Genomic DNA, 11,749 nt, shown 5'->3' with positions numbered 1-11,749 from the left:
GTGTTGTGGCTCGCTGCCCGCATCCGCCGGGGGATAATAACGCCGTGGGGAACACTAAAAAACTTTCACTTGTCCTTGCCGGTCTCATACTCAGCGGCTCACTGGTGGCCTGCGACGACGGCCGCGGCGGTGCGGAAGCCGCAGCGAAGCAGTTGGCCTCCGCCGTCGCCGGCCTGGACCTCCGCCCGGTCGCCTTCGATGGGCGTGATTCGACGGTGGCCAACGACCAGCTCAACCAGGTCTTCAAGGCGCTGGCGCCGGCCAAGCCCTCCGTCGAAACGGGCGAGCTGACGCTCGAGGGCGACACTGCCCGGATCCCGCTGAACTACAGCTGGAAGATTTCCACCGGCGAGTGGAAGTACACCGTCGAGGCCGACTTGCGGAAATCCGGCGACAAGTGGCTTACCGTCTGGTCGCCCGGACTGCTCGTCCCAAATCTGGCCGAAGGCGAGATCCTCAGCAAGGCCACGCAGGCGTCCCCCCGGGCCGACATCCTCGGTGCCGGCAACCAGAAGCTCGTGACGCTGCGGCCGGTGGTCAACGTGGGCATCGACAAACCGCAGCTGGGCGGCGCCGATGCCGCCGATGCCGCCACCAGGCTCGCCAGGCTTGTGGGCGTGGATCCCGCGGCCTACGTGCAGCAGGTGGAGGCGTCCGGTGCTGAGGCATTCGTTCCCGCCATCACCCTGCGCAACACCAGCGACCGTGCCGTGACCGACGCCGAGATCGAGGCCATCCCGGGTGGCCGGGCCATCCCGGCCGAACTGCCGCTGGCACCAACGCGGAACTTCGCCCGGGCCGTCCTTGGCACCGTTGGCGAAGCCAGCGCCGAGCAGATTGAAAAGTCCAACGGCACCCTGACCGCCGGCGACGTCATCGGCACGGGCGGACTCCAGCAGCAGTACGATGCACAGCTCCGTGGAACAGACGGCACCGTGGTCCGCGTGCAGCGCGCCGATCTGACCCGGGAAGAGATCCAGGCCGCGCCCACCGACCCGCGGCGCACCGTCTTTGAGGTGCAGGCAGTTCCCGGCACGCCGTTGCAGACCACCCTCGACACGAAGCTGCAGCAGCTTGCCGAGGACACCCTTGCCGACGTCAAGCCTGCGTCAGCCATCGTGGCGCTCCGTCCGTCCACCGGGGCGGTCCTGGCCGCCGCGTCGGGTCCCGGAAGCAACGGCTACAACACGGCGATGCTCGGCCAGTACGCGCCGGGATCCACGTTCAAGGTGGTGGACTCCCTCGCCATGCTCCGCAACGGGTTCACCCCCGATTCCACCGTTGAATGCACGCCTACGCTCACCGTCGACGGCCGGAAGTTCAAGAACGCCGAGGGCTATCCGAAGGACTCCCTGGGATCCGTGACCCTGCGTGACGCCTTCGCCCACTCCTGCAACACCGCCTTCATTGCCGCCCGGGACAAGGTCACCCAGGCCCAGCTGGAGTCGGCCGCCACGTCCCTCGGGGTAGCCGTGGAGGCGCCGAAGCTTGGCGCCGAGGCGTTCCTTGGCTCCGTTCCCGGTGAGGCCGAGGGCACCGAGCACGCGGCAGCCATGATCGGCCAGGGCAGGGTGCTGATGTCCCCGCTCTCCGCCGCCGTGATGGCAGGCTCGGTGGCGAAGGGCGCCCCCGTGTCCCCGGTCCTGGTGGAGGAAAGCGCTCCGTCCGCGTCGGCATCGGCCGCTCCCACGCCGACACCGGAAGGTTCCGCCCCGTCGTCGACCGTCACAGCGGAAGCCCCCGCGAAGACCGCCCAGACCCCTGTGACCAAGGCGGAAGCAGCCGCCCTCGCGGACATGATGCGTGCCGTGGTGACCTCGGGCCACGCCGGATTCCTGGCCGAGGTCCCCGGTGAACCCGTGGGTGCCAAGACGGGAACCGCCGAGTTCGGCAACGCCAACCCGCCCAAGACCCACGCGTGGATCATCGCCGTGCACGGGGACCTGGCAGTGGCCGTATTCGTCGAGGACGGCGGGCTTGGCGCCACGACTTCCGGCCCGCTCCTGAAGAAATTCCTGACCGCCGCTGGCTGACACACCCGCGCACCTCCCACCCCCGCCTCCCCCGGAGTTCTTATCGACTTGTCGCGACTCCTGGGCGCATTTGGGCACGATATCTGTGCAAAATCGCCGGCGGGCGGGGCGTGGGAGAATTGCCCGGTGGCCCATATTGACGTTTCCGGCATCGACTACTTCCTCTCCGACGGCAGCCAGCTGCTCAACGGGGTGACCTTCAAGGTCCCGGACGGCACCAAGACGGCGCTCATCGGACCCAACGGAACAGGCAAAACCACCCTCTTCCGGATCATCGCCGGAGACCTCACTCCGGACGAAGGCGTGATCGGCCGGTCCGGAAACATGGGCATCATGCGGCAGTTCGTGGGGCAGGTCCGTGACGACTCCACGGTCCGCGACCTTTTGCTGTCCGCCGCTCCTCCGGCACTGGCGGATGCCGCCCGCGCCGTGGATGAGGCTGAGCTGGCCATGATGGAGCACGACGACGAGCCCACCCAGATGCGGTACGCCCAGGCAATCGTCGACTGGGGAGACGCCGGCGGGTACGACGTCGAGACCGTCTGGGACGAGGTCTGCATGGCCGCGCTGGGACTGCCTTTTGACCGCGCCCAGCACCGCCGCGCGTCCACGCTGTCCGGCGGCGAGCAGAAACGGCTGGTGCTGGAGGCGCTCTTTGCCGGTCCCGACGAGCTGCTGCTCCTCGATGAACCAGACAACTACCTCGACGTCCCGGGCAAGCGCTGGCTCGAGGACAAGCTCAACGAATCGAAGAAGACCGTCTTCTTCATCAGCCACGACCGGGAGCTGCTGAACAACGCCGCCGGCCGCATCGTCACGCTCGAGCCGGGCATCAACGGGGCCGGCGCCTGGATCCACGGCGGCGGCTTCGGGTCGTATGTCGAGGCCCGGGCGGACCGGAACGCCCGCTTCGAGGAGCTTCGCAAGCGCTGGGACGAGGAGCACGCGAAGCTCAAGGAACTCGTCAACATGTACAAGAACAAGGCCGCCTTCCGCTCCGACATGGCAAACCGCTACCACGCAGCCCAGACCCGGCTTGCCAAATTCCTCGAGGCCGGACCGCCGGAAGCCTTGCCCATCGAGCAGAACGTGCAGATGCGGCTCAAAGGCGGCCGCACCGCCAAGCGGGCCGTCGTGGCCGAAAAGCTGGAACTGACCGGTCTCATGAAGCCCTTCTCCACCGAGATCTGGTTCGGGGACCGTGTGGGCGTGCTGGGCTCCAACGGCTCCGGCAAGTCGCACTTCCTGCGGCTGCTCGCCACCGGAGGCACTGATCCGGAGCGGGAGCACCTTCCGGTGTCCGACGTCGAAATTGCCGAAGTGCCCCACGAGGGCACCGTGAAACTGGGCGCCCGTATCCGGCCGGGGTTCTTTGCGCAGACGCACGTCCGGCCCGACCTCATGAACCGCACGCTGCTGGACATCCTGCACCGCGGCGACGAACACCGTTCCGGCCTGGGCCGGGAGGCCGCTGCCGGAGCTCTCGACGGCTACGGGCTCGCGGGGCAGTCGGAACAGAAGTACGAGTCGCTGTCCGGCGGACAGCAGGCCCGGTTCCAGATCCTGCTGCTGCAGCTGTCCGGCGCCACGCTGCTGCTGCTGGATGAGCCCACCGACAACCTCGACCTGCACTCGGCCGAGGCCCTGGAACGGGCCATCGACCACTTCGAGGGCACGGTCCTCGCCGTCACGCACGACCGCTGGTTCGCCCGCACCTTCGACCGCTTCCTGGTCTTCGGCTCCGATGGCAAGGTGTACGAGTCGGCGGCGCCGGTCTGGGACGAGAAGCGGGTGGAACGCGCCCGCTGACGGGTTCGACAGGCTCAAGCTGCGCGGCACTAGAGTTGACGAATGACCTCAACCCAGCAGCTTGCCGGCCGGCAGGTTTCCGCCGCCGCCTTGGCCACGTTCATCATCTTCGGCGCCAACGGCCTGGTCTTTGCGAGCTGGGCGGCCCGCATTCCGGCTGTGACGGAGATCCTCGGGATCTCGTCCGGGCAGATGGGAACCCTGCTGCTGTGCACCGCCGTCGGGTCGCTGATCGCGCTTCCCACCGCCGGGCACGTCATCAGCCGGATCGGCACCGCCAACACCGTCCGGGCGAGCGGCCTTCTGGCCGCGCTGGCGGGTGTAGGCATCGCAGTGTCGCTGCTCGCTGAGTCGGTTCCCGGCACCGCTGCATCCCTCTTCTTTTTCGGCATCGGCATCGGGCTGTGGGACGTGTCCCAGAACGTTGAGGGCGCCGACGTCGAGCACCGGCTCCGCAAGACGGTGATGCCCAAGTTCCACGCTGCCTTCAGTGGCGGTGCCTTCGTAGGCGCCCTGATCGGGGCTGGCCTGTCTGGAATCGGCGTGGGTTTGCCGCAGCACCTGCTGGTCATCGCCGCCTCAGTGGCGGTGCTGACAATCGTGGTCCCCCGGTACTTCCTCCCCCACACCGCACCGGAGCGGCCCGCCGACGGTGAAGCCAAGACGGTCCGCGGACCTTCGGCATGGCGGGACGGCCGCACCCTGCTGATCGGCGTCGTGGTTCTCGGCGCCACGCTGACCGAGGGCGCAGGCAACGACTGGATCGCCAAGGCGTCCGTGGACGGGCTGGGAACCTCCGAATCGACCGGCGCACTGCTCTTCGCGCTCTTCGTCCTGGCCATGACCACGATGCGCTTCTTCGGCGGCACCGTCATCGACAGGTACGGCCGGGTGGCAGTGCTCCGGGGCAGCATGGCAGCCGCCGCCGCAGGCCTGGCACTGTTCGTGTTTGCCGGAAACCTGTGGCTGGCTGCCGTTGGAGCAGCGCTGTGGGGAGTGGGGGCGGCCCTGGCCTTTCCCATGGGGATGTCGGCAGCCGCAGACGATCCCCGGCACGCAGCGGCAAGGGTCTCGGTGGTTTCCACCATCGGCTATGTCGCCTTCCTGGCCGGTCCGCCGCTGCTCGGCTACCTGGGGGACCTGACCGGAATCCATATGGCACTGCTGGCCATCGGTGTGCCCATCCTGGTCGCCCTGATGCTCGCGGGTGCCGCCAAGCCGCTTCCCGCCAGGGAATGACCCGCCCGGGAATGTCCCGCCTAGGACAGAAGCCGGGAGCACACCGCTGTACCGGGCGGTAGGGTGGGGAAATGCGACGAATGCTGCACCGGGGGCCAGGCTGGATTGCCGCCCTCGACCGCACGTTGATGCGGACCGTTTCCGGCTTCCCAGGCGGGCACCACGACACGTTTTTCCGCCGGCTCTCGGCCTCGGCCAACAAGGGAAAGCTGTGGTTTGGCGTGGCTGCCGTGGCTGCCGCCATCCCGGGGCGCACCAGGCGCGCAGCACTCCACGGCCTGCTGGCCCAGGGCGTCGCCTCAGCAGTGACGAACCTCGTTTTCAAGACCCTGCTGCCCCGCGCGCGGCCGCTCCCTGAGCATTTGCCGGTGTTCCGCTTCGTCCATCCGCAGCCCACCAGTTCATCCATGCCGTCCGGCCACTCCGCCTCGGCGGTCGCATTCGCCCTGGGCACTGGAATGGTCCAGCCGGTGCTCGGAGCGGTCGTCGCTCCTGTTGCCGCCGGCGTTGCATACTCCAGAGTGCATACAGGCGCCCACTGGCCCTCGGATGTGCTCTTCGGTTCGGCAATCGGTGCCGGCGCAGCCCTCGTGACGAGGAAGTGGTGGCCTGTTCGGCCACCCATGCCTCCCACGTCCAGGCGGCGGGTGCAGGAGGCCCCGCTCCCGCAGGGCGAAGGCCTGAGCATTGCCGTGAACACGCTGGGTGGGTCGTTCACCGAGGAAACCGCCGCGGCCCTCAAGGAAGTATTCCCGCTGGCACATATAACGCTCATTGCACTGGAGGACGATGTTGCCCAGCGGGTGGAAGAGGCAGCCACCCGGCCTGGCACCCGCGCTCTCGGTGTCTGGGGTGGGGACGGAACAGTCGGCACCGCGGCGGCGGCCGCCATCGACCATGATCTTCCCTTGCTGGTGCTGGCCGGCGGAACGCTCAACCACTTCGCCCGGGACGCGGGCACGCCCTCCGTGGTCGAAGCGGTGGCCGCAGCTGAACGCGGCGAAGCGGCCCTGGCGGACGTCGGCGTCGTGGCCGTTGAACGCGGTCTCGCGGACGATCCCGAACAGGTGGAGCTGACGATGCTCAACACCGCGAGCATCGGGCTGTACCCGAACCTGGTGCGGCGCCGCGAACAGTTGCAGCCCGCCTTGGGGAAGCCGCTCGCCGGGGTTGTGGCCATGTTCCGGACATTCGCCGTGGAGAAGCCGATAACGCTGATCGTCAATGGCGTCCGCCACAGGCTGTGGATCATGTATCTGGGCCGCGGCCGCTACTTCCCTCGGGACCATGCTCCGCTCTTCCGGCCGGTGCTGGACGACGGTGTCCTGGACGTCAGGATGATGACCGCTGACGAGTCTTTCGCCCGCCTCCGCATGCTTTGGTCGGTGCTGACCGGCACGGTGGCGACGTCCAGGATCACCCACCTCACCGAAGCCACCCGTGTCCGCGTGGAGTGCGGCACCGCCCCCATGGTGCTGGCGGTGGACGGCGAAGCCATGCCAGGCGTCCGGGCCGTCGAGTTCACCCTGAAAAGTGCCGCCCTGCGCTATTACTCACCGGCGGACGGCAACTGACGCGTCGCTCATCCCACCGGATGACACCCGGTACCCTGATTCGCCCCTGAATCATCCCTGAGACCGGCGAATTCGGCAGCCGGCGTGGGTAGCGTGGAACGTGCACACCAGACAGCACGCCCGTAGCTACGCAAAGGAAAGCTTCCATGATTGAGGCAGAAGGCCTGACAAAAGCCTACGGCGACAAAACCGCCGTCGACGGCGTCAGTTTCACCGTCCAAGCCGGCCAGGTCACCGGCTTCCTTGGACCCAACGGTGCCGGCAAGTCGACCACCATGCGCATGATCATGGGCCTGGACACCCCGACGGCGGGGACGGTCACCGTCAATGGTGTCCCGTTCGCCCGGCACACGGCACCGCTGCGCGAAATCGGGGCGCTGCTGGACGCCAAGGCCGTCCACACGAGCCGCTCCGCGTACAACCACCTGCTGGCCATGGCCGCCACGCACAGCATCCCGCGGAAGCGGGTGCACGAGGTCATCGACATGACCGGTCTGGCCGACGTGGCCCGGAAAAAGGTCAAGGGGTTCTCCCTTGGCATGGGCCAGCGGCTGGGCATCGCCGCCGCGCTGCTCGGCGATCCGCAGACCATCATCCTGGACGAACCCGTCAACGGGCTCGATCCGGAAGGCGTGGTCTGGGTGCGGAACCTGGTGAAGTACCTGGCTTCCGAGGGGCGCACGGTGTTCCTCTCCAGCCACCTCATGAGTGAGATGGCCCTGACCGCCGATCATCTGATCGTGATCGGCCGCGGGAAGATCATTGCCGACGCACCCATTAAGGACATCATCACGGGCAAGGGCCAGAGCCGGACCCGGGTCCGCTCCGACCAGCCCGACCGGCTCATGCACGTTCTCGCCGGAACAGGTGTCTCGGTGGAGCTGCAGGACCACGAACTCCTCGAGGTCACGGGCCTGGACCCCCGGCAGATCGCCCGCAGCGCCCTGGACAACCACGTCCTGATCTACGAACTCACCCCGCTCCAGGCCAGCCTCGAAGAGGCCTACATGGAGCTGACCAAGGACGAGGTCGAATACCACTCGCTGATCACCACGGGAGCCCCGGTTCCCGCCCAGTCCGGAGGCAACTGACGCCATGAGCACATCGACTTCCACCCAGCCTGCCGCCGGTCCCGGCCGCGCGGCCCATCGCAACGCTGCAAACCCGGGACCGGGTCCAAGCTTCTTCCGGGTCCTGAATTCGGAATTCATCAAGTTCCGCACGCTCCTGTCCACACTGATCCTGCTTGTTTCGACGGCCATCGTCGTGGTTGGCTTCGGCGCCCTGTCCGCCTGGGGAACAGGCCAGTTCGCGGACCAGGCCAGCTCCGATCCCGAGGCGGCGGCGGCCATCGCGGCACAGGGTGGCGACCTTGCCGTCACGGTCCCCACCTCGGGCGTCGCCTTTGCACAGCTGATTCTGGGCTCACTGGGCGTCCTGCTCATGAGTTCCGAGTTCACCACCGGCATGGCCCGCTCGACGTTCGCGGCGGTGCCGAAGCGGCTCCCCGCGTTCATTGCCAAGCTCGTGGTGGTGATCCTCAGCGCCTTCGTCGTGACGGCCGTGTCCACCTACATTGCCGGCTTGGTGGCGGTGCCGATCCTGGACAACTTCGATCTCAAGCTCGACCTCGCCAGCTCGCAGTCGGTCAAGCTGCTCCTCGTCACCAGTGTGTATGTGGCAGCGGTGGCCGCAATCGGCATGGCACTCGGCACGATGCTGCGGAATTCAGCCGGCGGCATCATGGCCCTCGTTGGCCTGTTCTTTGTGGCCCCGATTGCGTTCCAGCTCATCCCGGGCGACTTCTTCGAAGAGGCCCGCAAGTACCTCCCCGGAAACACGATCAACCCGCTGACCGCCGTGGAGCACGTCCCCGACACGCTGGAGGTGTGGCAGGCGGCCCTGGTGCTGGGCGGCTGGGTGGTGGTGCCAGTGGTCCTGGCCATGGTCCTGCTGAAGAAACGGGACGTCTAGCCGCACCCAGGTCCTGCCCATGATTGATGCTGTCTCGGTGAAGGACGCGCCAGCCACGCCGGCTGACGCGTCCTTCGCCGAGCTTGCTGCCCGACGGCGGGGCCTGCTCCGGCGCTACCTGCACCGGCGTCCGCGGGTCATGGACGCCGTGGTCGCCGCCTGCTATGCGGTGCTGGTGGTGCCCACCGTGATCGACGCCGTCACTACGGGCAGGTGGGCCGCGGTCGCGCTGCTCGCGGCCGTCGCCCTGTCCCTCTTCCTGCGGCGCCGGCGCCCGGTGGCCGTGGTGGTGTTCGTCGCGGCGGCCGAGGTTGGCGTGAGTCTGCTTCATCCGTGGGGATCCAATGTGTCGGCAGGGCTGTGGTTCTCGCTGTACGCGGTGGCTGTGGTCCACACGCGCCGCTTTGCCCTGGTCACGATGGCCGTGGCCACAGCGCCACTGGCGCTGCTGTACTTCCTGGCCGCCGTGGGACCGCTGGAGCGGGAACTGCCCAAGCACGCCGCCTCGCCGGAGGAGTTCCACCTGGTGACCAGCATCGCGGCCGGCACCAGCATCGCGTTCTCCAACATCATCGCCACCGGAATCGGCATTTCCGTCCGGCAGCGGCGGGAGCACGAGCAGGAAATCGCGGCGTGGGCCGCGCAGGCCGCACGCCTGGGCTCAGTCAACGAACGCAACAGGATCGCCCGTGAGATGCACGACGTCGTTGCCCACTCGCTGACCGTGATGGTCGCCCTGTCCGACGGCGCCGCCGTCGTGGTCCGCAGGGATCCGGAACGCGCCGCGGAGGTCCTCGCGGAACTGTCCAGGACCGGGCGTACCGCGCTGGCGGACATGCGCCGGGTCCTCGGCGTCCTGCGGGATGACGCCTCCGCCGGCCGGGCGCCCCGTGAGCCGCTCGCGGACGGCGCAAGCCTCGGGAAGCTGCTGGACGGCTTCCGGACCGCAGGCCTTCCCGTCCATTACTCGCATACGGGTCCGGCGCTGCCGGAGGAGGTGGCTCTCCAGCTGACCGTGTACCGGATCGTGCAGGAATCGCTGACCAACGTGCTGCGCTACGGCCGCGCACTGAGCCGGGTGGACGTACTGGTGGTGCGCGACGATTCCACCGTCACCATAGAAGTGCACGACGACGGCCGGGGCACCGTTGAGGCCGCCACTTCCGGCGGGACAGGACAGGGCCTGGCCGGGATGAAGGAACGGGCCCGGATCTACGGCGGTACGGTGGAGGCAGGCCCGGCCGCCGGCGGCGGCTGGCGCGTGCAGGCCGTCCTGGCACTGAACGGCCGGACTCAGGACGGCGCACGCTGACCGGCGGGATGCGGGACGGCAACTTGGAAAACGGCAAAATGGGGGAATAATGAATGAGTCCGGACACCTCCGGGTCCTGCTGGCGGATGACCAGCCGCTGCTGCGGATGGGGTTCCGGCTCATCCTGGAGGGTGAGGACGGACTTGAGGTGGTGGGCGAGGCCTCCGATGGGGCCGAGGCAGTCCGCCAGGTGGGCCACCTCGATCCCGACGTCGTGCTCATGGATGTCCGGATGCCTACGCTCGACGGGATCGAGGCCACCCGGGCCATCACCAGTTCAGGTTCGCGTGCCAGGATCATCATCCTGACCACCTTCGACCTGGACGAGTACGCCTTCGCCGGCCTGCAGGCCGGGGCCTCGGCCTTCCTGCTCAAGGATGTGGCACCCGCCGAACTGGTCCAGGCCGTGCGGGTGGTGGCGAGCGGCGACGCCGTGGTGGCGCCCCGGGTGACCCAGCGGCTTCTTGAGACGTACGTCCGCGGGGCAGAACCCGTTTCCGCGTTGAATGGTCCAGCCGAGGCGTCCCCGCCAGCCACGGCACCTGCTCCCCGCGACCCGCTGCTGGAGGACCTCACTCCGCGCGAAACCGAGATGCTGGAAGCGATGTCCGAGGGGCTTTCCAATGCGGAGATCGCGCACCGCTATTTCCTGTCGGAGGCCACCGTGAAGACACATGTCCGGCGGATCCTGACCAAGCTGCACCTCCGTGACCGCGTCCAGGCCGTGGTGTACGCCTACGAAACCGGCCTGGTGACCCCGAGCAACCCGGACTACTGAACGGGCAATTACGGAAACAGGCTCCACAGCTTCCACACAGCCGGGCCCTATGCACGCCATAGCAGGCTGGAGTTGGATGATGCCATGACAACTCCACGCACACCCGAAGGGCAGCAGCCCCGGCACGAGCCGCATCCCAGCCATGACCGCGGGCTCGAGTTCGATCTGTCCACGCTGATGTCCCGACGCTCGCTGGGAATGTTCCTCGGCGCCGGCACGGCGGCCGCGCTGGCGGCGTGCACGCCCGGCGGGTCATCGTCGGCACCCTCAGGATCGCCGTCGACGGCTTCCGCTGCCGCAACCGCCACCGCTTCGGCCACCACAACGGCGACGGCGACGGCGCCGTCCGGCTCGGCTACCTCGACCCCCACCGTCACCCGGGCGATCGCCGAATGCGGCGTCGAGATCCCGCAGGAGACCGCCGGTCCGTATCCGGGCGACGGCTCCAACGGGCCTAACGTCCTGGAAGCCTCCGGGGTGGTCCGGCAGGACATCACCTCAAGTTTCGGCACGTCCACCACGACGGCGGACGGCGTACCACTGACCGTCACACTGACCCTGCTCGACAACTCCAACGGCTGCGTCCCGCTGGCCGGTGCGGCCGTCTACGCCTGGCACTGCGACAAGGAGGGACGGTACTCGCTCTACGATTCGGGGCTGGAGAACGAGAACTTCCTGCGGGGCGTGCAGGAGGCGGACGCCAACGGCCAGGTCACCTTCAAGACCATCTACCCGGGCGCCTACAACGGCCGCTGGCCGCATATCCACTTCGAAGTGTTCGAGTCCATGAATAACGCCACGGCGGCAGGGCAGGTCCTTGCTGTCTCGCAGCTAGCCATGACCGACGCTGCCTGCAGGGAGGTCTACGCGTCTGCGGGCTACGAAACCAGCGCCCGGAATTTCCCCAACACAACCCTGCAGTCAGACAACGTGTTCGGCGAAGACGGCGGCATCTACCAGCTGGCCACCATGTCGGGTTCCGTGTCCGGCGGCTACACGGCAGGGCTCAACGTCACCATCTAGGGCAACG

General features: G+C 67.9%; 9 protein-coding genes. All 9 read left to right on the top strand.

The features are described from left to right. The first annotated feature begins 44 nt into the window (after window positions 1-44). The 9 genes from ARGLB_RS06135 to ARGLB_RS06095 all read left to right on the top strand — a co-directional run bounded on the left by ARGLB_RS06135 (window position 45) and on the right by ARGLB_RS06095 (window position 11,742). The gene (locus tag ARGLB_RS06135; protein WP_003800174.1) at window positions 45-2,033 is read left to right on the top strand and encodes a penicillin-binding transpeptidase domain-containing protein; all 1,989 of its coding nucleotides are present in this window, start codon (window positions 45-47) and stop codon (window positions 2,031-2,033) included. A gap of 126 nt (window positions 2,034-2,159) precedes the next feature. Next, window positions 2,160-3,842, top strand: a complete 1,683-nt coding sequence (locus ARGLB_RS06130; protein ID WP_003800172.1) for an ABC-F family ATP-binding cassette domain-containing protein — start codon at window positions 2,160-2,162, stop codon at window positions 3,840-3,842. Window positions 3,843-3,884: 42 nt separating this feature from the next. Continuing rightward, window positions 3,885-5,081: an MFS transporter gene (locus ARGLB_RS06125; RefSeq protein WP_003800169.1), complete on the top strand. Its 1,197-nt coding sequence runs from the start codon at window positions 3,885-3,887 to the stop codon at window positions 5,079-5,081. A 71-nt stretch (window positions 5,082-5,152) separates the two neighbouring features. Further along, window positions 5,153-6,655: a bifunctional phosphatase PAP2/diacylglycerol kinase family protein gene (locus tag ARGLB_RS06120; protein WP_043418199.1), complete on the top strand. Its 1,503-nt coding sequence runs from the start codon at window positions 5,153-5,155 to the stop codon at window positions 6,653-6,655. Between the two features lie 146 nt (window positions 6,656-6,801). Continuing rightward, the gene (locus ARGLB_RS06115; RefSeq protein ID WP_003800165.1) at window positions 6,802-7,746 is read left to right on the top strand and encodes an ABC transporter ATP-binding protein; all 945 of its coding nucleotides are present in this window, start codon (window positions 6,802-6,804) and stop codon (window positions 7,744-7,746) included. A gap of 4 nt (window positions 7,747-7,750) precedes the next feature. Continuing rightward, the gene (locus ARGLB_RS06110; RefSeq protein WP_003800162.1) at window positions 7,751-8,629 is read left to right on the top strand and encodes an ABC transporter permease; all 879 of its coding nucleotides are present in this window, start codon (window positions 7,751-7,753) and stop codon (window positions 8,627-8,629) included. Window positions 8,630-8,648: 19 nt separating this feature from the next. Further along, window positions 8,649-9,941, top strand: a complete 1,293-nt coding sequence (locus ARGLB_RS06105) for a sensor histidine kinase (RefSeq protein ID WP_043418196.1) — start codon at window positions 8,649-8,651, stop codon at window positions 9,939-9,941. A gap of 49 nt (window positions 9,942-9,990) precedes the next feature. Then, window positions 9,991-10,719 carry a response regulator gene (locus ARGLB_RS06100; RefSeq protein ID WP_003800157.1) on the top strand — a complete coding sequence of 243 codons (729 nt, stop codon included), beginning with the start codon at window positions 9,991-9,993 and terminating at the stop codon, window positions 10,717-10,719. Window positions 10,720-10,803: 84 nt separating this feature from the next. Continuing rightward, entirely contained in the window at window positions 10,804-11,742 is a 939-nt protein-coding gene (locus ARGLB_RS06095; RefSeq protein ID WP_043418193.1) for an intradiol ring-cleavage dioxygenase, read from the top strand. Window positions 11,743-11,749: the final 7 nt, after the last annotated feature.

Source organism: Arthrobacter globiformis NBRC 12137, from assembly GCF_000238915.1.
Lineage (GTDB): Bacteria > Actinomycetota > Actinomycetes > Actinomycetales > Micrococcaceae > Arthrobacter > Arthrobacter globiformis.
This window is presented reverse-complemented; position numbering and strand designations above follow the sequence as displayed.

What these genes read in the sequence shown, in the direction of transcription:
- ARGLB_RS06125 (WP_003800169.1), top strand. Translation starts at nt 3,885, where the DNA reads ATGACCTCAACCCAGCAGCTTGCCGGCCGGCAGGTTTCCGCCGCCGCC.
- ARGLB_RS06120 (WP_043418199.1), top strand. Translation starts at nt 5,153, where the DNA reads ATGCGACGAATGCTGCACCGGGGGCCAGGCTGGATTGCCGCCCTCGAC.
- ARGLB_RS06115 (WP_003800165.1), top strand. Translation starts at nt 6,802, where the DNA reads ATGATTGAGGCAGAAGGCCTGACAAAAGCCTACGGCGACAAAACCGCC.
- ARGLB_RS06110 (WP_003800162.1), top strand. Translation starts at nt 7,751, where the DNA reads ATGAGCACATCGACTTCCACCCAGCCTGCCGCCGGTCCCGGCCGCGCG.
- ARGLB_RS06105 (WP_043418196.1), top strand. Translation starts at nt 8,649, where the DNA reads ATGATTGATGCTGTCTCGGTGAAGGACGCGCCAGCCACGCCGGCTGAC.
- ARGLB_RS06100 (WP_003800157.1), top strand. Translation starts at nt 9,991, where the DNA reads ATGAATGAGTCCGGACACCTCCGGGTCCTGCTGGCGGATGACCAGCCG.
- ARGLB_RS06095 (WP_043418193.1), top strand. Translation starts at nt 10,804, where the DNA reads ATGACAACTCCACGCACACCCGAAGGGCAGCAGCCCCGGCACGAGCCG.